General features: G+C 67.5%; 19 protein-coding genes. 7 read left to right on the forward strand and 12 right to left on the reverse strand.

The features are described from left to right. Nucleotides 1-67: 67 nt before the first annotated feature. Nucleotides 68-1360 (forward strand): acetyl-CoA C-acyltransferase, encoded by a 1293-nt coding sequence (locus tag IG65_RS0112305; protein WP_030515027.1) that lies wholly within the window; start codon nt 68-70, stop codon nt 1358-1360. 8 nt (nt 1361-1368) lie between these two features. Here IG65_RS0112305 and bluB read toward each other — a convergent pair whose 3' ends face one another. From bluB to IG65_RS0112335, 6 genes are all read right to left on the reverse strand, one after another. Then, the gene (gene bluB / locus IG65_RS0112310) at nt 1369-1998 is read right to left on the reverse strand and encodes a 5,6-dimethylbenzimidazole synthase (protein WP_030515028.1); all 630 of its coding nucleotides are present in this window, start codon (nt 1996-1998) and stop codon (nt 1369-1371) included. 87 nt (nt 1999-2085) lie between these two features. Further along, nucleotides 2086-3342 (reverse strand): fatty acid desaturase, encoded by a 1257-nt coding sequence (locus tag IG65_RS0112315; protein WP_030515029.1) that lies wholly within the window; start codon nt 3340-3342, stop codon nt 2086-2088. Nucleotides 3343-3438: 96 nt separating this feature from the next. Beyond that, nucleotides 3439-4839, reverse strand: coding sequence for a fatty acid desaturase (locus IG65_RS0112320; protein WP_030515030.1), 1401 nt, complete (start codon nt 4837-4839; stop codon nt 3439-3441). Between the two features lie 244 nt (nt 4840-5083). Continuing rightward, a complete protein-coding gene (locus IG65_RS0112325; protein ID WP_030515031.1) occupies nt 5084-6253 on the reverse strand; it encodes a ferredoxin reductase in 1170 nt (389 codons plus the stop codon). Between the two features lie 84 nt (nt 6254-6337). Then, entirely contained in the window at nt 6338-6892 is a 555-nt protein-coding gene (locus IG65_RS0112330; RefSeq protein ID WP_030515032.1) for a hypothetical protein, read from the reverse strand. Nucleotides 6893-6932: 40 nt separating this feature from the next. Further along, nucleotides 6933-8351 carry a wax ester/triacylglycerol synthase family O-acyltransferase gene (locus tag IG65_RS0112335; RefSeq protein ID WP_030515033.1) on the reverse strand — a complete coding sequence of 473 codons (1419 nt, stop codon included), beginning with the start codon at nt 8349-8351 and terminating at the stop codon, nt 6933-6935. Nucleotides 8352-8522: 171 nt separating this feature from the next. On the opposite strand from IG65_RS0112335, the gene IG65_RS34625 reads away from it, so the two are divergent. Continuing rightward, nucleotides 8523-9083 (forward strand): Rv3235 family protein, encoded by a 561-nt coding sequence (locus IG65_RS34625; protein ID WP_156055563.1) that lies wholly within the window; start codon nt 8523-8525, stop codon nt 9081-9083. A 252-nt stretch (nt 9084-9335) separates the two neighbouring features. Beyond that, on the forward strand, nt 9336-12173 hold the full coding sequence (secA, locus tag IG65_RS0112345; RefSeq protein WP_030515035.1) for a preprotein translocase subunit SecA: 2838 nt from the start codon (nt 9336-9338) through the stop codon (nt 12171-12173). A 30-nt stretch (nt 12174-12203) separates the two neighbouring features. On the opposite strand, the gene IG65_RS0112350 is transcribed toward secA, so the two are convergent. After that, a complete protein-coding gene (locus IG65_RS0112350) occupies nt 12204-12611 on the reverse strand; it encodes a helix-turn-helix domain-containing protein (RefSeq protein WP_030515036.1) in 408 nt (135 codons plus the stop codon). Between the two features lie 77 nt (nt 12612-12688). On the opposite strand from IG65_RS0112350, the gene IG65_RS0112355 reads away from it, so the two are divergent. Together IG65_RS0112355 and IG65_RS0112360 are read left to right on the forward strand one after the other, a co-directional pair. After that, nucleotides 12689-13633 carry an NADP-dependent oxidoreductase gene (locus IG65_RS0112355; RefSeq protein ID WP_036524146.1) on the forward strand — a complete coding sequence of 315 codons (945 nt, stop codon included), beginning with the start codon at nt 12689-12691 and terminating at the stop codon, nt 13631-13633. A 248-nt stretch (nt 13634-13881) separates the two neighbouring features. Then, nucleotides 13882-14397, forward strand: coding sequence for a DUF4254 domain-containing protein (locus IG65_RS0112360; RefSeq protein WP_156055564.1), 516 nt, complete (start codon nt 13882-13884; stop codon nt 14395-14397). Nucleotides 14398-14469: 72 nt separating this feature from the next. On the opposite strand, the gene IG65_RS0112365 is transcribed toward IG65_RS0112360, so the two are convergent. Continuing rightward, nucleotides 14470-15300, reverse strand: coding sequence for a class I SAM-dependent methyltransferase (locus tag IG65_RS0112365; RefSeq protein ID WP_030515039.1), 831 nt, complete (start codon nt 15298-15300; stop codon nt 14470-14472). An 81-nt stretch (nt 15301-15381) separates the two neighbouring features. Between IG65_RS0112365 and IG65_RS0112370 the strand changes: the two genes are divergently transcribed. Continuing rightward, complete coding sequence (locus IG65_RS0112370) at nt 15382-16068, forward strand: helix-turn-helix domain-containing protein (protein ID WP_030515040.1); 687 nt, start codon at nt 15382-15384, stop codon at nt 16066-16068. Between the two features lie 5 nt (nt 16069-16073). Here IG65_RS0112370 and rsgA read toward each other — a convergent pair whose 3' ends face one another. From rsgA to IG65_RS0112385, 3 genes are all read right to left on the reverse strand, one after another. Then, on the reverse strand, nt 16074-17075 hold the full coding sequence (rsgA, locus tag IG65_RS0112375; protein ID WP_030515041.1) for a ribosome small subunit-dependent GTPase A: 1002 nt from the start codon (nt 17073-17075) through the stop codon (nt 16074-16076). Next, complete coding sequence (gene aroA / locus IG65_RS0112380) at nt 17072-18391, reverse strand: 3-phosphoshikimate 1-carboxyvinyltransferase (protein WP_030515042.1); 1320 nt, start codon at nt 18389-18391, stop codon at nt 17072-17074. The genes rsgA and aroA overlap by 4 nt, the downstream gene beginning before the upstream one ends. A gap of 183 nt (nt 18392-18574) precedes the next feature. Then, on the reverse strand, nt 18575-20110 hold the full coding sequence (locus tag IG65_RS0112385; protein ID WP_030515043.1) for an aldehyde dehydrogenase family protein: 1536 nt from the start codon (nt 20108-20110) through the stop codon (nt 18575-18577). A 146-nt stretch (nt 20111-20256) separates the two neighbouring features. Between IG65_RS0112385 and IG65_RS0112390 the strand changes: the two genes are divergently transcribed. Further along, nucleotides 20257-21108: an SOS response-associated peptidase gene (locus IG65_RS0112390; protein ID WP_030515044.1), complete on the forward strand. Its 852-nt coding sequence runs from the start codon at nt 20257-20259 to the stop codon at nt 21106-21108. A gap of 28 nt (nt 21109-21136) precedes the next feature. Here IG65_RS0112390 and IG65_RS0112395 read toward each other — a convergent pair whose 3' ends face one another. Further along, nucleotides 21137-21442, reverse strand: a complete 306-nt coding sequence (locus tag IG65_RS0112395; protein WP_030515045.1) for a hypothetical protein — start codon at nt 21440-21442, stop codon at nt 21137-21139. Nucleotides 21443-21568: the final 126 nt, after the last annotated feature.

Raw genomic sequence — 21568 nt, forward strand, 5'->3', positions numbered from 1 at the left:
GTTCACCGGGCCGGCGAGATTACCGTGACATTTTGTATCGGCATCTTGCTCGCCCTACTGTAAAGGCATGGCCACCAAGCGTTCTCGCCGCGCCGTCATCGTCGCCGGTGCTCGTACCCCGTTCCTGCGCGCGTTCACCGACTACACGCGGATGGACACCTTCGATCTGGGTGTCCTGGCGGTGGGCGGGCTGCTCGAGCGGACCGGACTGCCGAAGAATCAGGTGCAGGCGATGGTGTGGGGCGGGGTGATCCTGCCGAGTGCGGCGCCCAACGTCGCGCGGGAGATCGCCCTGGATCTGGGGCTCGACCACGGTTGCGAGGGCTACACGGTCACCCGTGCGTGTGCCTCCGGACTGCAGGCGGTGACCGCGGCGGCGGCCGCCATCGAACGCGGGGAATGCGACATCATGGTCGCCGGCGGCAGCGATTCCACCAGTAATGCCGAGGTGAAGCTGCCGCAGAAGATGGTGCACGCGGCCGCGCCGCTGGCCCTGGGCAAGCCGAAGCCGAAGGACTATCTGTCCGCGGTGGCGCAGCTGGCGCCGTTCACGGATCTGCTGCCGCGCCGGCCGAAGATCGCCGAGCGCACCACCGGCGAGGTGATGGGGGAGTCGGCGGAGAAGATGGCCCGCATCAACGGCATCACACGGGAACAGCAGGACGCCTTCGCCGCCCGCTCGCATCATCGCGCGGCGGCGGCGATCGAATCCGGCCGGTTCGACCGGGAGGTGCTCGCGGTCGCCACGCCGGACGGGAAGACGGTCACTCGCGACGGACTCGTGCGCGCGAACACCGGTGTCGAGAAGCTGGCGACCCTCGCCCCGGTCTTCGAGCGCGACGGCACGGTGACGGCGGGCAACGCCAGCCCGCTCACCGACGGCGCGGCCGCGGTGCTGCTGATGAGCGAGGAGAAGGCGCGCGCCCTGGGCTTCGAACCGCTGGCGGCCTTCCGGTCCTGGAGTTTCGTCAGCGTCGACCCGTCCGATCAGGTGCTGATCGGTCCGGCCATCTCCATGCCGCGGGCGCTCGACAAGGCAGGGCTGGCCCTGTCGGACATCGATGTCGTCGATATCCACGAGGCCTTCGCCGCCCAGACCCTCTCGGTGGTGTCGGCCCTGGGCAGCGACGCGTGGGCCAAATCCCGGCTGGACCGCGACAGTGCCGTCGGCGAGATCGACCCGGACATCCTCAATGTGCACGGCGGTTCGATCGCGATCGGCCACCCCTTCGGCGCCACCGGTGCGCGCATGGTGACGACCATGGCCAACGAGCTGGCACTCACCGGGAAGAGCACTGCGCTGCTGGGCATTTGCGCCGCGGGAGGGCATGGCGCGTCCGCGGTCCTCGAACGGGTGTAGGCAGGGCGCTAGTACCGCTCCCAGTGGATCGCGTCGTCGAGTGGACGCCGGTCGCGCCAGCCGAACCGTTCCAGATCCGGCGTGTGCTGGAATTCGTGCACCGGGCCGATGCACAGCCACGCGACGGGACGAATGCCGGCGGGCAGCTCGATCAAGTCGGTGAGGAACGGTGCGTCGTAAAAACTCACCCAGCCGACGCCCACCCCTTCGGCGGTCGCGGCCAGCCACAGGTTCTGGATCGCGAGAACCGTGGAGTACAAACCGGTTTCGGGGACCGTCGCGCGACCGAGGATCTGCGGGCCGCCGCGACTGTCGTCGTGGGTGACGACTATCCCGGTGCCGCTCTCGGTAATGCCCTCGATCTTGATCGGCTCGAAGGTGCGGGCCCGCTCCGGTGGCAGCGAATCGCGGAATTCGACGCGCTTCTCGGCGACGTGTGCGGCGAAGCGCGCCAATGTCGCCGGGTCACGCACGACGACGAAATCCCACGGCTGCGAATTGCCGACGCTGGGTGCGCGATGGGCCGCGTCGAGGATTCGGAGCAGGGTCGCATCGTCGACGAGATCGCCGGTGAATTCGGCACGCACATCGCGGCGCCGCCGGATCACGTCGTAGATGCTGGATTCTTGCGTTGACACCGGTTCAGTCAATCAGGCCCGGACGCGGGCAGACGAAAGGGGCTCCCCGGATGTCGAATCCGGAGAGCCCCTTCTGTTCGGTGATCGCTAGGCGGCCGAGCCGACCGTCTGCCGGCGTTCCGCCACCCGGCGCTTGCCTTCCTTCAGCGCGGTGCGCAATCCGCGCCGGCGCCCCGTCACAGGATCGACCGTGCCGATGCCGCCGAATGCGCGCTCGGACTTGGTCTCGGGAGCGTCGTCGGTGCCGCGGCGCAGATATTTGTTGGGCAGCGACAGCTTGATGATGGTGCGCCACGATTTCGCGTACTGCACCGGCATCGAGCCGCTGGTGTAGGGCAGGTCGTATTTGTCGCACAATTCCCGCACGCGCACCGAGATGGCCCGCAGCCGGTTGCTCGGCAGGTCCGGGAACAGGTGGTGCTCGATCTGATGGGAGAGGTTGCCGGTCATGAAATGCATGACCGCGCCGCCGGTGATATTGGCGCTGCCCAGCATCTGGCGCAGGTACCACTCGCCCTGCGTTTCGTTGTAGACATCGCCCTTGGTGAACTTCTCCGCACCGTCGGGGAAGTGGCCGCAGAAGATCACCGCGTTGGTCCACACATTGCGGACGATATTGGCGGTGATATTGGCCGTCAGCGTGGACAGGAAGGCCGGTCCGGTCAGCAGCGGGAAGATCACATAATCCTTGGCCGCCTGCTTGCCGATCTTCTTCAGCACGACCTTGCGGTCCTGCTCGAATTGCCGGCGTTCCGGCGAATCGGCCGGCCACTTCTTCTTCGCGACCTTGCCCAGCTCCAAATGCTGGATGGCCACGCCGTATTCGAAGAACATCTGCAGCAGCAGGTTGTAGATCGGCTGTCCGAGATAGAACGGCGTCCACCGCTGATCGCGCGTCACGCGCAGCAGGCCGTAGCCGATGTCGTCATCCATACCCAGCACGTTGGTGTACTTGTGGTGCAGGTAGTTGTGCGTGATCTTCCAGTGTTCCGACGGTCCGGCGTTGTCCCACTCCCAGTTGGAGGAGTGGATTTCCGGATCGTTCATCCAGTCCCACTGCCCGTGCATGACGTTGTGGCCGATCTCCATGTTCTCGATGATCTTGGCGGCCGACAACATCGCCGTGCCGGCCAGCCAGGCCGGCGGCAGGAAACTGGCGAACAGCGTGGCGCGGCCCCCGATTTCAAGGGCGCGCTGCAAACGGATCACGTTACGGATGTAGCGGGCGTCGTTCTCGCCTCGGGAGGCCTCGATTTCGCGACGGATCGCATCCAGCTCCGCGCCGATCGCTTCTACATCCTCTGGAGTGAGGTGGGCGTATTCCTTGACATCCGAGATCGCCATGCTGGTTACACTACCGTAGGTTACGGTCCCGTAGGTTGTCTCCGGATCGGATTACAACTGTGGCGTATACCGCATTGTGATCGTGACCGATATGGCTTAGGTTAGTCGCCTTCGCTGTTGCCGCAACCGGACGCGAACGGTCGCTCGTCCCCGCAGTCCGCGGCGCCGGAGTATCTGCTTCTCGGCCCGAGCCTTTTCCTGCAGAGCGAGCTTGGCTTCGCGCAGCGCCTCCTTTTCCTGCCGTGCCTTCTCGCGCAGTGCGGCCTTGGCTTCCACCATTGCCGACCGCAATCCCTGCCGCCTTCCGGTGAGCGGGTCGACGCCGGACCGCGGCTCTTCGGTACCGGCCGTCAACGGTCGGGTCAGCAGCGAGAATTTGCGTTCCGACGACGTCTCCGGGGCGTCGTCCGCGGTCCGGCGCAGGAATCGGTCGGGCAGCGCCAGTTTGTGAATCGTGCGGAACGCCAGCGCATATTGTTTGCCCAGCGATCCCGTGGTGTACGGCAGGTCGTATTTGTCGCAGAGTTGGCGGACCTGTTCGGCGATCTCCGGATACCGATTGCTCGGAATGTCCGGAAAGAGGTGATGCTCGATCTGGTAGCACAGATTGCCGCTCATGAACGCCATCGCCGGGCCGGCCTGGAAGTTGGCACTGCCCAGCATCTGCCGCAGATACCATTCCGCCCGGGTTTCCTCCGCGAACTGCTCCTGGGTGAATTTCTCGGCGCCGTCCGGGAAATGCCCGCAGAAGATCACCGCGTACGCCCACAGATTGCGGATCAGGTTGGCCGTCGCGTTGGCCTTCAGCGTCGCCTTCCAGCCCGGACCGCTCAGCAGCGGAAAGACCACGAAGTCCTTGGCGACCTGGCGGCCGGCCTTGCGCAGGAACTGCCGGTTGGGTTCGGACAGCAGGTCGCTGCGCGGAACTCCGGTCTGCAGTTTCTCGATCTTCAGATCGTGCAGGGCGATACCCCACTCGAAGAGCGCGGCCAGGATCAGATTCGCCACCGGCTGGGCGAGATTGATCGGCTTCCACTCTTCGTCGCGGGTCATGCGCAGGATGCCGAAGCCCACGTCGTCGTCCATGCCGACGATGTTGGTGTAGGTGTGGTGCGAGAAGTTGTGCGCCCGTTTCCACTGCCCGGAGGTGCCGGTCATATCCCACTCCCAGCTGGTGGAGTGGATCTCCGGGTCGTTCATCCAGTCCCATTGCCCGTGGCTGACGTTGTGCCCGAGCTCCATATTCTCGATGATCTTGGCCACCGACAACATCGCGGTGCCCGCGACCCAGGCCCATTTGTTGCGACCGGCGAACAGGACCGCGCGGCCGGCGGCCTCGAGCGTGCGCTGGGCGCGGATGGTGCGCCGGATGTAGGCGGCGTCGCGCTCACCCAGCGATTGCTCGACCGTGCGACGGATGGTGTCGAGTTCCTGCCCCAGTGTGTCGATATCGGCAGCCGTCAGATGCGAATACGCCTTGATGTCGGTGATGGCCACGGTCCTGCAATGCCTCCGCTTCGCTCCGGCGGTGTCGAATGAATGCCTCTGCATCGCGTCGGCGGACCGGTATCGGATTGCCTCCGCTGCGCTTCGATGGACTGCCTCCCCCGCGCTTCGGCGGCATGGGCTCCGCTGCGCTTCGGTGGGAGGTCTCGGTCTTGTCCTTTTCAGAGTATCGGTAACCGGTGGTGATCGCTCGCGCCGCCGCGGGGCGAACGGGTGAACACCACCGGAACGCGACTCACACGTCCAGGGTGCAGTCGCCGGCCGCGGCCGAGATGCAGGTCTGGACCTTCTCCCCGGCCTGGTGTTCGGCGCCGTTGCGCAGATCGCGCACATGTCCGTCGGTCAGGGTGACCACGCAGGTCTGGCAGATACCCATCCGGCAGCCGAACGGCATCTGCACGCCCGCGGCCTCACCGGCCTCGAGCAGGCTGGTGGCGCCGTCGACCTCGGCGCTGCGATCGGTGCGGGCGAAGGTGACCGTGCCGCCCTCGCCGACCGCCGAACGTTCCACCTCGAACCGCTCGACATGCAGCTTGTCGCTGATACCCGCTGCGGCCCAATGCTTCTCGACATCGTTGAGCAGACCGGCCGGACCGCAGGCCCAGGTCTCGCGCTCGCGCCAGTCCGGGAACCGGCTGTCGAGATCGGCCAGATCGAATTTGCCCTGCTCGCCGGTGAGGTGGATATGCGCGGTGAAGCCGGGATGCTTGTCGTGCAGCGCCCGCAGTTCCGCGCCGAACATGACGTCCTCGGCGGTCCGGGCGGAGTGGATGTGCACGATGTCGTCCATCGCGTCGCCGTCGGTGCGGTCGGCGGCGCGGCGGTCCATGGTCCGCAGCATCGCCATCACCGGGGTGATGCCGCTGCCGGCGGTGATGAACAACACCTTTGCCGGCGGCGGCTCCGGCAGGACGAACCCGCCCTGCGGCGCGGCCAGGCGAACCACCGTGCCCTGCGGCACGCCGTTGACCAGATGGCTGGACAGGAAGCCCTCCGGCATCGCCTTCACCGCGATCGAGATCACTCGTTCGGCGCGGTTGCCCCGATGGGTCCAGTCCGGCGGGCAGGTCAGCGAATACGACCGCCAGTGCCAGCGCCCGTCGACCAGGACACCGATGCCGATGTACTGACCGGGGGTGAAGGTGAAATCGAAACCCCAGCCCGGCTTGATCACCAGGGTCACCGAATCGGCGGTCTCCTTGCGGACCTCGATGATCCGTCCGCGCAGTTCCCGCGCCGACCACAGCGGATTCACCAGATGCAGATAGTCATCGGGCAGCAGCGGGGTGGTGATGCGGGCCGCCGCGCCGCGCAGCGCGTCCAGGCGCGTCCGCCCGGCCATCTTCGCGTCGGCGACCGGGGCCTCGAGCCATGCCCGCAGGCCTTGTACCGATTTCGACACCATCGTGCGAATGCTCATTTCCTGTGATCACGCGCCTGCGGCGCACCCTTCGAGCCAAGGTTACGGCATCGTAGGTTAGCGGGCGGATCAGAGGAGGTCGAGCAGGAACGGCAACTCCTGTGCCGCGTACCAAGCCAGCTGGTGATCCTCCGCGTCGCCCAGCACGAATTCCGCGTCCGGATCGCCCAGATCGGCCGCGTCGACGACGTCGACGGCCTTCGCGACCTGCGGTTCGGCCTCGGCCAGATCGACGTGCACCGAGGCGATGCGCTTGTAGGTGATCGGCCCGGACAGCCGGACCACCGCATCGTCGAGATCCGGGCGCAGGGTCGTGCCCGTCACATCGGCGGCGATCACGGCGCGGCGGTAGACGGGGGCCGAATACGACGATCCGGTGTCTTCGGCGGCGTCCGGATCGGTTCCGTCCTCCGGTTCGGCATCGCCGTCGTCGGCGTGCAGCAGGGCGGATTCGCGTTCCTCGGCGAGCAGTCGCAGCGATGCGCGCGCCGCCTCGCCCATCGCCACCTCGGCCAGTTCCTCGTCGTCGCCGGAGGCGTACGCCTCGCGCAATGCGGGGGTGACCGCGAAGGCGGTGTCGTTCACCGCGCGAATTTCGCGCTGCGCCACCAGCTCTCGGAGCATGGCGATGGTGGCCGGGACATAGACGCGTAGCTTGCCCTGATCAGACGCAGGCACCGAGCATCTCCTCCATGGATTCGCGCACCGCCGCCGCCAGTACGGCGATATCGGCCATCGCCTCGCGGTCGGCATTGAGACCGTAGAACACACGTCCGTCGTAGGACGTGATTCCGATGCTCGACGCCTGATTGCGCAGCAACGGCGATACCGGATACATCTCCAGCATCCGTGCGCCGCCGATATACATCGGCCGCTGCGGACCCGGGGCGTTGGTGATCACCAAGTTGAATGTGTGTTCTGCGAACGTACTCGCCGCCCGCACGCTCATCGCGTGCAGGCTGGCCGGGGCGAAGCCGGCCATGTGAACCAGGGTGCGCGCCCGCACGGCGCGCCGATGCCGGGCATTCTCGGCCGTGGCATGCGAGATGTGCGACAGCCGCATCACCGGATTCTGCTCTCCCACCGGCAGATCGATCAGGAACGAGGAGACCTCGCTGGCCGGGCTCACGTCGTCGGGTGACCCGTCGACGTAGACCGACATCGGTACCACCGCGCGCAGCACCGCCGATCCGACCAGCACCTCACCGCGCGATTGCAGGAATATCCGCAGCGCGCCGGTCACCACGGCCAGGATGGCGTCGTTGATGGAGCAGCCGAAATGTCTTCGAATGCGGCGATAGTCCTCGAGGTCGGTCCGTGCGATGTCGAACCGGCGGCACCGCGAGATCGAGGTGTTGAAGGGGCTGTCGGGCGCCGTCCGCCCGGCCGCGCGCACCCGGTCGACCGCGGCGTCGACCGCCTTGCCCGCGGCCGCCACCACCGCCGACGCGTTGGCGCCGGCATCGCGCACGACTTCCCATGCCGTCCCGGGCTGGGTCGCTATTTCGGCCAGTGACATGCCCAGCAGTTCCATGTCGCCGGGTTCGCGGTGGGCCACCCAGGTATCGGGTGCGACCACCCGCGGCGAGGGCCCCGAGTCCAGGATGACGTGGCCGATTTCGAGCGCGGTCTCACCGTCCACGAGCGCCGAATGGGTTTTGGTGAAGATGGCGCAGCGGTCCTCGGACAGGCCTTCGATCAGGTACATCTCCCACAGCGGCCGGCTCGGGTCGAGCGGTCGCGACGACAGCCGCCCGACCAGTTCGTAGAGCTGTTCGTCGGAGCCGGGAGCCGGCAGCGCCGAACGCCGCACGTGATAGGTGAGATCGAAGCGGCTGTCCTCGACCCAGACCGGGCGCCCCACCTTGAACGGGACCTCACGGACCTTGCGGCGGTAGCGCGGCACCATCGACAACCGGCTGTCGACCAGGTCCAGCAGCGTCTGGTAGTCCACGCACGGAGATCCGTCGCCGGGGTCCTCGGGGGCGACGCGCACGATCGCGAGAGAGCCGATGTGCATGGGATTGCTGCTCGACTCGAGCCGGAAGAACGACGCGTCCTGCGGCGTCAGTCTCGTGATCACGCTGTCCGAGCTCCTCTCCGTTGCCGCTCTCCATTGTGGAGTGACACAAACCTTGCGCGCGTGACTGTGTGGGACTTGTCGCGTCGGCGTCGGAATTCCGCCGTCGTCGACGCCGCGCATGGCATGCTGGGTCGATCCGTGCCCAAGCATGCCGACCAGGGGGAGTGTCGAATGCTCGAGTCTTCTGCAAGCCCGGTATACACCCGTCGCGCCCGCCGCGCGCCGGTATTCGAACCGCCGTTGGATCCGAGGAGTTCCGGTGGCGCGACTGCGGGAAAGTCGCTCGATCGGGGGACGGCCGCGCACGTTGTGCCGCGACTGCGGACCCCGCGCCGGTCCGCGCACGACGGCCGCTCGCCGGGCTCCGGCGCGGGTGTGCCGGTGTCGTCCGACATGTGCGGCGGCAACGAAATCGGCCCGGCCGCAGCGCAGTTCGCGGAGCGGTCGCTGCGCCTGGTGCTCGAGGTCATCGACGGGCGGCGTCCGCTCGGGCAGTTGCGTCCGGTGGTGGAGCCGACCGTGCTGGCCGCCGTCGAAACGCTCGCCCGCACCGCCGCCGCGGAGCGCCGCCTCGGTACGGCGGTGCTCGTCACCGTGAAGCTCGCCGAGGTCACCGCGAGTGCTGCGGAGGTGTGCGGCGGATACGAGCGGGGGCAGCGCCGTTTCGCCGTCGCCGCGCGGCTGGTGCTGCGCCGCGGGCGTTGGCGGATGAGTGCCCTGCGCATGCGGTGATCGCGGGCGCATGTCGTGCCCAAGTGTGATCGATCACTGCCGGGCCCCGATGGGCCGCTGCTGTCCGTGGATGTTCTGACGCGGCGGCGCCTACGATGGAGGCCGCATTACCATGGACGATGCCGCTTATCCGCGCGCCGGGAATTTCGCCCATACGATGTGGCGGGGGCTTCGGTATGCCGCGAGTAGTGCGGTGTGCCGAAGATGTAGCACTGCAAGACGACAACATCGACCAGAGGACTGACGAGACCCGTGCCTGCGCTGACACTGACGAGGTTGCTACGTTTTGGTGAGGGTCGCACCGTCAAGCGGCTCGCGCATCTGGCCGACGAAGTTCTCAGTCTGGAAGACGAGTACGCCGATCTCACCGACGCGGAACTGCGGGCCAAGACCGACGAATTCAAACAGCGCTACATCGACGGCGAATCCCTGGACGAGTTGCTGCTCGAGGCTTTCGCCGCCGCGCGCGAGGCCTCCTGGCGCGTGCTGAATCAGAAGCATTACAAGGTGCAGGTGATGGGTGGCGCGGCCCTGCACATCGGCAATGTCGCCGAGATGAAAACCGGTGAAGGTAAGACGCTCACCTCGGTGCTGCCCGCCTATCTCAACGCGATCAGCGGCGACGGCGTCCACATCGTCACCACCAACGACTACCTGGCCCGTCGTGACTCCGAGTGGATGGGCCGCGTGCACCGTTTCCTCGGCCTGCAGGTCGGCGCGATCCTGTCCGGGATGAGCCCCGCCGAGCGGCGTGCGGCCTACAGCGCCGACATCACCTACGGCACGAACAACGAATTCGGCTTCGATTATCTGCGCGACAACATGACCCATTCGCTGGACGATCTGGTCCAGCGCGGGCACAACTTCGCCGTGGTCGACGAGGTCGACTCGATTCTGATCGACGAGGCCCGGACGCCACTGATCATTTCCGGCCCGGCCGACGCGTCGAGTAAGTGGTATGCCGAATTCGCCCGTATTGCACCGCTTTTGAAGAAGGATGTGCACTACGAGGTCGACATCAAGAAGCGCACCATCGGCGTGCACGAGGCCGGTGTCGAATTCGTCGAGGATCAGCTCGGTATCGACAATCTGTACGAGGCCGCCAACTCGCCGCTGGTCAGCTATCTGAACAACGCGATCAAGGCCAAGGAACTCTACGTTCGCGACAAGGATTACATCGTCCGCAACGGCGAGGTCATCATCGTCGACGAATTCACCGGCCGCATTCTGGTCGGCCGTCGCTACAACGAGGGCATGCACCAGGCCATCGAGGCCAAAGAGGGCGTGGAGATCCAGCCGGAAAATCAGACGCTGGCCACCATCACCCTGCAGAACTATTTCCGCCTGTACGACAAATTGTCCGGTATGACCGGTACCGCCGAAACCGAGGCGGCCGAGCTCCATCAGACCTACGGCCTCGGTGTCGTGCCGATCCCCACCAACAAGCCGATGATCCGCATGGATCAGGCGGACCTGATCTACAAGACCGAGGAATCGAAATTCGCCGCGGTCGCCGACGACATCGCCGAGCGGCACGAGAAGAACCAGCCGGTGCTGATCGGTACCACCTCGGTGGAGCGGTCGGAGTACCTGTCGAAGCTGCTCACCAAGCGCGGCATTCCGCACAACGTGCTGAACGCGAAGTTCCACGAACAGGAAGCGCAGATCATCGCCGAGGCCGGCCGACCGGGCGCGGTCACCGTGGCGACGAATATGGCCGGTCGTGGTACCGACATCGTTCTCGGCGGTAACCCCGACATCATCACCGATACGCTGCTGCGCCGGCAGGGCCTGGATCCGGTCGAGACGCCGGACGACTACGAGGCCAACTGGCTGCCCGCGCTGGAGCAGGTCAAGCGGCAGGTCGAAGACGACGCCGATCTGGTGCGCGACGCCGGCGGCCTCTACGTGCTGGGCACCGAGCGGCACGAGTCGCGGCGTATCGACAACCAGCTGCGCGGTCGTGCCGGCCGCCAGGGTGACCCGGGCGAGTCGCGCTTCTACCTCTCGCTCGGCGACGAGCTGATGCGGCGCTTCAACGGTGCGGCCCTGGAGTCGATCATGACCCGGCTGAACCTGCCCGACGACGTGCCGATCGAGGCCAAGATGGTCTCGCGGGCGATCAAGAGCGCCCAGACCCAGGTCGAGCAGCAGAACTTCGAAATCCGCAAGAACGTTCTGAAGTACGACGAGGTGATGAACCAGCAGCGCACCGTCATCTACGCCGAGCGTCAGCGCATCCTGGCCGGCGAGGATATGGAGGGCCAGGTTCAGTCGATGATCACCGACGTGATCACCGCCTACGTCGACGGCGCCACCTCCGAGGGCTACGTCGAGGACTGGGATCTGGCCAAGCTGTGGACGGCGCTGAAGACGCTGTACTCGGTCGGCATCGAATACCAGGACCTGACCGGTGAAACCGAGGACGGCGAGATCGGCGAACTGAGCCGCGAGGAACTGCTCGAGGCCATTCTCGAAGACGCCCACGATGCCTATGCGCGGCGTGAGAAGGAGATCGACGATCTGGCCGGTCCCGGCAGCATGCGCAACCTCGAGCGCCAGGTCCTGCTGTCGGTCCTGGACCGCAAGTGGCGCGAACACCTCTACGAGATGGACTACCTCAAGGAGGGCATCGGCCTGCGCGCGATGGCGCAGCGCGATCCGCTCGTCGAATACCAGCGCGAAGGTTTCGACATGTTCGCCGCCATGCTCGAGGGCCTGAAGGAGGAGTCGGTCGGGTTCCTGTTCAACCTCCAGGTGGAGGTTCAGCAGGCTCCCGAACCGCAGCCCGCGGTCGGCGCCGGCCTGCGTTCCCCGGTGGGCGCCACCCACCCCGCCCCGGCGGTACCCCAGGGCAACGGCGCCGCCGAGAACGCCCCGGCGGCCCTGCGCGCCAAGGGAATCGACGAATCCGGCCCGCGCGGCCTCAGCTTCTCCGGTCCGGACGAGGGCGGCCACGCCGAAGTCCGCAGTGCCGCCCAGGAATACGGCGACACCCCCTCGACCGGCATGACCCGCCGCGAGCGTCGCGAAGCGGAACGTGACCGGTCCAAGCAGTCCAAGCCCCCGAAGTCCAAGCGCCGCCGGTAATTCCGGCGAACGATACCCGGCGAGACGCCGCTACGCGGTTTCGGTGTGCTGGTCGTAGTGTTCGCGGGCGGCGTGGACGTGGTCCATGTTCTCCTCGGCCCAGTCTTTGACGGCGCGCATCACCGGTAGCAGTGAGCGGCCGAGTGGGGTGAGTTCGTAGTCGACGCGAACCGGGACCGCGGGAGTGACGGTGCGGCAGACCAGGCCGTCGCGTTCGAGGTTGCGCAGGGTTTGGGTGAGCATCTTCTGGCTGATGCTGGCGAGGCGGCGTTGCAGGTCGCTGTAGCGCTGAGGGCCGTCGGCGAGGGCATTGACGGCCAGGCTCACCCATTTGTCGGCGATGCGGTCGAGTAGTTGGCGCGCGGGGCATTGCGCCAGGTACGCGTCGTATTCGACGCCGGCCTGGGCGCGGCGTTGGGCGGCGGTTCGGGTGGCCACGGCTCTCCTCGGAGTGGGATACGCACCTGCGAGTGCGTACTTCCTTATGGAGAGTAGCTCTCCATAAGTTGAGCAGCATGACTTCTAGAAACAGCATGCGGGCAGTGGTCGTTCGCCGCGTGGGCGGCCCGGAGGCACTCGAGGTGGTGCGGGTGGCGATTCCCGAACCCGGGCCGCGCCAGGTGCGGATCCGGGTGGAGGCGGCGGCGGTCAATCCGGTGGATATCGCGACCCGCAGCGGCGCCCTGATCGAGGCGGGACTGATGGCGCCGCGCGAAATCATCGGAATCGGCTGGGACGCCGCGGGAATCGTCGACGGCGTCGGGCCGGAGGTGACGACATTCGCGGTGGGACAACGCGTTGTCGGATTACGTGATCTGCTCGACCGGTCGCTGGGTGCGTATGCCGAGTATCTGGTGCTCGATACCGATGCGGTCGCGCCGGCCCCGCCGGGTGTGGATGCGACGGAAGCGGCCACCCTGCCGCTGAATGCGCTGACCGCACATCAGGCGCTCGCGCTGCTCGACCTTCGCGCCGGTGACACCCTGCTGGTGACGGGCGCGGCCGGAGCGGTGGGCGGCTTCGCGGTCGAACTGGGCGTGCGTGCCGGATTACGGGTGGTCGCGCAGGTCGCCGATGAGGATGCGGCGTTCGTTCGCGGACTCGGCGCCGAATGGACCGTGTCTCGCGCGAGCGCCGACCTCGCCGGGGAGATACGGGCGCTGGTTCCGGGCGGTGTCGACGGCGCACTGGACGGCGCGGGCCTGGGGGTTCGCGCGACGGCCGCCGTCCGCAACGGTGGCGCCTACGCCGGGGTGGCCGGCGGACAGCCCCCTCTTCCGTTGCGCGGCATGAGAATTCACCAGGAGTGGATCCGGGCAGACGGAACCGCGCTCGCCGAACTCGCGGCGCTCGGCCTGGGCTTGCGGGTCGCCGACGTCCTTCCGCTCGAACGCTCGGCCGAAGCGCATGAGCGGTTGTCCGCCGGTGGATTGCGCGGGCGGCTGGTGCTGACGCCGTAGTCAACCACTGGTTATGTGCTCTGTCAGCATGCCGCGGCGATCAGGGCTGTGACTTCTCAACAGCGGGAACGAGCAGGGGGGCGAACGGCTAATCCGGGGCATACGGTCGGCTTCGTCGAAGGCCGACACGACCGACCAGGAGCTGCCGATGTGCTCGAAGTCGCAATTCTCACCGCACCGCGTCACCGAGACGGCCGCGATGGCTGCCTCCGGTGCGGTATCCCCCGTGCGCGGAGGCGGTGCTCGCGATGACCGATGAGATCCCGGGGCCCGAGGGCTCCCGGGTGGCCACGGTGTTGCCGTTGCTGGTGTTCGAGCGCGGCGGTGCCGACGTTGTCGGCGGTCTTCCCACCGCCGAGATGCTGCTGCGAACGGTGCGTGATTCGCGCCCCGCCGCGCATCACCTGGACCCGCTCGCGCGGCACCTCGCGGAACTGCACACCGGTACCGCCCAATCGCACGATACCGACTATCGCCGCGCGGCCGAGGCGTCGCGCCGCGAGACTGTGCGCGCGATCGATCGGTGGATCGAAGCCCACGTCCCGCAGCATCGGCACGGCACCGCGATCCATACCGAAACCGTCGGTTCGGTGATCGATCGGCTCATGGCGGCGTACGCCCGGGCCGCGCACCTGCTGGAGACCACCACCGACGATCTGGCAGTGCACGCTGCGTGGTTCCGGGTGGCCGAACTGGTCAACGGCTACGACGATCTGATCGCGGCGATCACGCACGGCGAGCGCCGGCTGCCGACGTCGGCGTAGACGCGGCCGGATCGCACACAACCGGGCGGCTCCGTCGAATATCCGGCAGACCGCGGCGACACGGACCGGTGATCACGCCCGCCGGCCGGTGACCAGGAGGTATTCCCAGCGCATCCGCCCGCCGCCGAGATCGTGGCGAGCGGCCAGGTCGGCGAGGGCGCGGTCCAGCTCGGCGATGCGGTCCGGGTCGCCCGCCAGGGACCGGTAGACAGCGACCGTGGGACCGTAGTTCGCCTTGAAGAAGTCGCGGAACCGGTCACCGTCGGCGAAACACTCCACCGTCGCGAATTCGCGCTGTGTCCGCAGATCGGTGACGTGGTCGCCGAACAGGTCCCGGAGATGGTCGGCGGTGCCCCAGAGCAGCGGCGATTGCGCTCCGGACGGCGATGGCGGTGCGAACTGCTTGGCGATGGAGAACATTTCGCCGATGAATCCTTCCGGCGTCCAGTTGATCAGCCCGATCGTCGCATTCGGCGCGGTCACTCGGAGCAGTTCGCCGGCGGCCGCCCGATGCGACGGGGCGAACATGATGCCCACACAGGACATGGCGACATCGAATCGGCCGTCGGCGTACGGCAGCGCCTGGGCGTCGGCGGCCTCCCAGGTGAGATGGACACCGCGGGCGGCCGCCGCGGCCCTGCCCGCCTCGAACATTTCCGGTGTCAGGTCACTGGCGACGACGTCCGCGCCGGCTTCGGCCGCCGGAATGGCCGCATTTCCCGCTCCGGCGGCGATATCGAGTACTCGCAGGCCGGGACGAATATCGCAGGCTCGGACCAGGCGCCGGCCCAGGCCGGGTATCACGGTGTCCGCGACGCGGGGGTAGTCGCCGAGAGCCCAGAGGGCGTGGGTGCGTTCGGTGATGTCGGGGGATGGTTGCTGGGTGTGATGGATAGCTGTCATACCGCAAGCATCCGGCGGCCGGGGCGGCCCCGGCCAGTTCAACATCTGTACCCGGCGCGCGCCGAGTGGTCTACTGGTTGTGTGTCCGGCTATGGGGAGTTCTGCCCGATCGCCAAGGCAATGGATGTCCTCGACGAACGATGGACATTGCTGGTCGTCCGCGAATTACTGCTGGGTAGTACGCATTTCAACGAGTTGCGGCGGGGCAACCCGAAAATGTCGCCCGCCCTGCTGTCGCGGCGTCTGCGCTCGCTGGAGCGGTCGGGGGTGCTGCGTCGCGAGATCGGTGCGGACGGACGCGCCGCCTACCTCCTGACCGAGGCCGGACGTGAGCTGTCGACCGTCGTCCAGGCGCTCGGGACGTGGGGGGTGCGCTGGATCGGCGATCTCGGCGACAGAGATCTGGATCCGCACCTGTTGCTGTGGGACATCCGTCGCACGATTCCGGTCCGGGCGTGGCCCGAAGAGCGCACGGTCCTGGAGGTCGAGTTCACCGATGTGCCCGGCAAGGAGGCGCACTGGTGGCTCGTGGTCGAGCGCGGGACGGCGGCGGTCTGCGACTACGACCCCGGTTTCGAGGTCGCGGCGACCGTGCGCAGCACGCTGCGACAGCTCACCGAGATCTGGCGCGGCGACCGGAGCTGGGCAGCGGCGCTGCGGGAGGAAACCACCGAGATCGTGGGCCCGGCGCCGATTCGGCGGCAGGTACCGCAGTGGATCGGGCAGGCGGGCCTGGCAGCGACTCCGCGCCCGGAACACGCCGATTGACGGCATCAGCCGTTTCCGACCACCCAGGGATCGTTGGAATTCAGCGCCGTCAGCAACAGCCGGATCGCCGCCACCCGCCGCTCCTTGCCCGGCAGTTCGTCCAGCGCGCATTCCGGGTCGGCGGGTGGGCCGAGGTGGGTGCAGCCGCGGGGGCAGTCCTCGATGGCCTCGGACAGGTCGGGGAAGGCGGCGATCACGTCGTCGGGGGAGATGTGGGCGAGGCCGAAGGAGCGGATGCCGGGGGTGTCGATGACCCAGCCGCCGCCTTCCAGCGGCAGGGCCACCGACTGAGTGGAGGTGTGGCGGCCCTTGCCGACGCCGGAGACCGTGCCCACGGCTCGTTCCGCTTCGGGGACAAGGCGATTCACCAGCGTCGACTTGCCGACACCGGAGTGGCCGAGCAGGCAGGTCAGCGAATCCCGTAGGAGGTCGCGAACGGGCTCCAGGGGATCATCACGCCCGCCGTAGACGATGGTCAGATCCAGATCGGCGAATTCGGCGGCGAATTCGGAATCGGCGGCCAGGTCGTGTTTGGTCAGGCACAGAACCGGTTGCAGCCCACCGGCATATGCGGCCACCATGGCGCGTTCGACGAAGCCGGTGCGAGGCGGCGGATCGGCCAGCGCCACGACGATGAACAGCTGTTCGGCGTTCGATACCACGATGCGTTCGAAGGGGTCGGTGTCATCGGCGGTGCGGCGCAACACCGTTCGGCGATCGGCGACGCGCACGATCCGCGCCAGCGTGTCGGGCCGGCCGGACAGGTCGCCGACCACGTCCACCTGATCGCCGACCACGATCGGGGTGCGGCCCAGTTCCCGCGCCCGCATCGCGACCACGCGGCGATCCGGATCGTCGCCGAGTACGCACCCCCAGCGTCCCCGATCCACCGAAACCACCATGGCCGACACCGCATCTCGATGTTCCGGCCGGGTCTTGGTGCGGGGACGCGAACCCCTGCCCGGGCGGACCCGGACATCGGATTCGTCGTACTCCCGCCGCCTCAGTGGGCCGCTCCCTCACCCGATAAGGCGCCGGCGTCCGCCAGCATCGATTCCCACAGGGTGACGAATTCGGGCAGCGTCTTGGCGGTGGTGCCGATGTCCTCGATGCTCACGCCGGGCACGCGCAGGCCCAGAATCGCGCCCGCCGTGGCCATTCGGTGATCGGCGTAGGAATGCCACTGGCCGCCCTGCAGCGGGGTCGGCTCGATGCTCAGCCCGTCCTCGGTTTCGGTGACGTTGCCGCCGAGGCGGTTGATCTCGGTGGTCAGCGCGGCCAGCCGATCGGTTTCGTGCCCGCGCAGATGGGCGATGCCACGCAGCCGCGACGGGGAGTCGGCCAGCGCGGCGAGCGCGGCGACGGTCGGCGTCAGCTCGCCCACGTCGTGCAGGTCGATATCGATGCCGGCGAGGGACTGCGGACCGCGCACGGTGAGTTTGCCGTCGTAGCGCCGCGCCTCGGCGCCCATCCGGACCAGGATTTCGCGGATCACGTCACCGGCCTGGGTGGTCAGCTGCGGCCAATGCGGAATGGTCACCTCGCCGCCGGTCACCGCCGCCGCGGCCAGGAACGGCGTGGCGTTGGACAGATCCGGCTCGACATCCCAGTCGACGGCGTGGATCGGCCCGGGTTCGACGGTCCAGACCTGTTCCTTGCGCGGATCGGCGGGTGCCTCCACCCGGACCCCGGCCTGCCGCAGCATCTGCACCGTCATCTCGATATGCGGCATGGACGGCAGCGGCGCGCCCTCGTGGTGCACGGTGATCCCGGTGTCGAAATGCGCCGCCGACAACAGCAGCCCGGAGACGAACTGCGAGGAACCGGAGGCGTCGATGGTGACCCGCCCGCCGCGCAGCGTCCCGGCGCCGTGCACGACGAACGGCAGGGTGTTGCCGTCGATGTCGACGCCGAGGCTGCGCAGCGCGTCGAGGATCGTGTGCAGCGGACGCAGCCGCGCCTGCTCGTCGCCGAAGAACGCGACATCGCCGTGCGCCAGCGCGGCCACCGGCGGCAGGAACCGCATCACGGTGCCGGCCAGTCCGCAATCGACGGTGGCGTTGTGCAGGTGCGTCGGCGGGGTGACGGCGAGGGTGTCGCCGTCACCGGTGATTTCGGTGCCCATCGCGCGTAAGCCCGCGATCATCAGCTCGGTGTCCCGGCTGCGCAGGGCGCCGGTGATCGTCGAGGGGCGGTCCGCGAGCGCGGCGAGAATCAATGCCCGGTTGGTGATCGATTTGGACCCGGGCAGGGTGACGGTCGCGTGCACGGCATGGTCGATGTGGGGCGCGGGCCAGAAACTCACCGGACCATCTTCGCGCATGAGAGCTGAACCCGTGTGCAGGGAGCGCGGTTTTGTGATCTCCGACGTATGCTCGTTTATTTGCTGGATTCGGACAATTGCCGCCTCATCCGGGAACGCGCCGGTTGCCGCGCCCGATCTGACCACGCGATCGGGCCCGCACCGTTGGGTGCGGGCCCGATGGAGAGGCAGTGAGTTGTCGGACTACTTGTGGCGGCCGTGCAGCAGCGGAACCACCTTGCGCAGCAGCTTCATGGTGCTCTCGGTGCGCTTGTAGCTCATCAGCGCCATACCCGGAATCGCGAAGCGCTGCACCGCGATCGAATGCGGGCTGGTGAACTCCAGCAGACCGGGCGCACCGTGGATGCGGCCGATACCGGAATCGCCGACGCCGCCGAAGGGCAGCGACGCGATGGCGGCGAAGCCGAGCACCGAGTTGACCGAGGTGGCTCCGGCGCGCAGCCGACGGGCGATCTCGAGGCCGTGCTTGCGCGAGTACACCGCCGACCCCAGGCCGTACTTCGAGTTGTTGGCCAGGTCGACCGCCTCGTCGATGGTGTCGACGGTGCGGATGGTGACGGTCGGGCCGAAGGTCTCTTCGCACACGGCATCCGAGTTCTCGTCCACGTCGACCAGAACCACGGGCTCGATATACGGCGCGTGCACCGAATCCGGGCCGCCCAGCACCGCGGTGCCGCCGTTGGCCAGCGCCGATTCGATGTGCCGGCGCACGATGTCGACCTGCGACGGCATGGTCATCGGGCCGTAGGAAGCCTTGGCGTCGGAGCCGGCGTGCACGTCCGACAGGATCTTCTTCACCTCGGCCACGAACGGCTCGCGAATCGACTTGTCGACGTAGACGCGTTCCACGCCGGCGCAGGTCTGGCCGCTGTTCATGGTCGCGCCGTAGGCGACGGCGTCGGCCGCCGCGGAGATATCGGCGTCCGCGGCGACGATCACCGCATCCTTACCGCCGCATTCCAGCAGCACCGGAGTCAGCGTTTCGGCCGCGGCGGCCATGATCTTCTTACCGGTCGCGGTGGAGCCGGTGAAGGCGATCTTGTCGACTCCCGCGCGCACCAGCGCGGCGCCGGTCGCGCCGAATCCGTTGATCGTGACGAATACGCCCTCGGGCAGGTCGGGGTTGGCGTCCACGAAGGCCTGGCCGACGAAATTGCCGATGGCGGTGGAGTATTCACTCGGCTTGAACACCACGGTGTTGCCGGCGGCCAGCGCGTAGGCCAGCGAGCCGTTGGGGGTGTAGACGGGGTAATTCCACGGGCCGATCACGCCGACCACACCCAGCGGGCGCTGTTCGATCGACGCCGCGAAATTCGACATCAGGGCGCCGGGCGACACCTTCTTCGGTTTGAGAACCTTCTCGGCGTTCTTGGCGGCCCAGGCGATGTGTTCGAGGGCCAGCATCAATTCCAGGTACGCGTCGTCGCGCGGCTTGCCGTTCTCGGCGTGGATCAGATCGCAGAATTCGTCGGCACGGGCGACGAGGCGGCTGGACCAGCGCAGCAGCGCTCGCTTGCGATCGGCGAAGCTGAGGCCGCCCCAGGTCGCGGCGGCCGCGCGGGCCTTGGCGACGGCCGCCCGCACCGCATCGTCGTCGGCGATGGGGTGGGTGGCGATGACCTCGCCCGTGGCCGGATTGAGAGAGGAGAGCTCGGTGGGCCGAGCGGTTTCGGCTGCCTGTGCCGACGCGGTGGCGGCGGTGGACTCGGTGGTGGACATGGTTCGGCGACCCCTAATGAGAGAGTGGTGGCAAAAAGTTCTCACATTCGCGATGTGATGTCAATCGCCTTCAGTTGGATTCATCTCGTTGTGCCGGTATGGCCGAGCCTACGGATTCTGTCGGTCCCGGATGGCAGCATGGAGATATGTGCGGCAGATATGCGACCACGGCGAATCCCGCCAGGCTGGCGGTCGAACTCGACGCCCTCGACGAGACCGCGGACGGTGCGCCGAGTGACGCCGCCGCAGGAAAATCGGCGCCCGGTGCTGGTGACAAGAGTGCCGGCGGCAAATCCGCAAACGGCGCCAACTACAACGTCGCCCCGACGAATCAGATCCTCACCGTCGTTCGCCGTCACGACCACGACCACCCCGACGACGACCCGGCGCTGCGGATTCGCCGCATGCGCTGGGGGCTGATCCCGGTCTGGACGAAGGCCGCCGAACCGGGAGTTCCGGCCAAGGGCAAGCCGCTGTTCAACGCCCGGGCCGACCGCGCCGCCACGGCGCCCTCGTTCCGGGATTCGGTGAAGAAGCGTCGCTGTCTGGTTCCGATGGACGGCTGGTACGAATGGCTCACCGAACCGCATCCCACCGGCTCCGGCAAGGCCGTGAAGCAGCCGTACTACATGTCGGATGCCGAGGGGCGCCGGCTGTACATGGCCGGCCTGTGGTCGGTGTGGCGGGATCCGGCGCAGCGGGATATGGCCCCGCTGCTGTCCTGCACGATCCTCACCACCGACGCGGTGGGCGATCTGACCCGCATCCACGATCGGATGCCGCTGATGATGCCGCGCGAACACTGGGACGCCTGGCTCGACCCCGACCATCCGGCGCCACACGAATTACTGGAAACCCCTGAGGCGCAGGTGATTTCGTCCATCGTCGCGCGTCCGGTCTCGCCGCTGGTGAATTCGGTGCGCAACAACGGTCCGCAGCTGCTGGAGCCGGTACCGGGTGCGGGCAGCGAACAGGCCGGGCAGATCAGCCTGATCTGAACCCGGCCCGGCGCCTGTTTTCTTGCCGCTATTCACATTTCACGGTCGGCGCCACGATGTTCAGTCCGCATTTCAGGATGGTCGCGCCCAACTCGATGAGCTCGGTCGTGGTGTTGCCGCCCAGTTTCTCGGCCTTCTCCGCCCGGGGATCCTTCTCCGGCGCGCCTGGATGTTCGGCGTCGCCGCCGAGGGGATAGTCCGGATTGTGGACGGGGGTCGGCATACTCGGCGCGGCGCCGGCGGGTGCGGCGGTGAGCAGACCGGATCCCAGGGCGAGCACTGCGGCGGCTGCCGTGGCGGTGAGCAGGCTGCGTACGCGCGGACGGTGGGTCATTTCGCATCACATCCTCGGTTCGGAACGAATCGGGGGAGAACGAACTGCCCGACAAGTAACGCACAGATACGGGCGCGATTCCGGTGATTCCTGTGAATCGCACCCGTAGTACTGCGTGTCCTGCCC

Origin of the sequence: Nocardia sp. NRRL WC-3656, from assembly GCF_000720265.1 — a bacterium.
Taxonomy (GTDB): domain Bacteria; phylum Actinomycetota; class Actinomycetes; order Mycobacteriales; family Mycobacteriaceae; genus Nocardia; species Nocardia nova.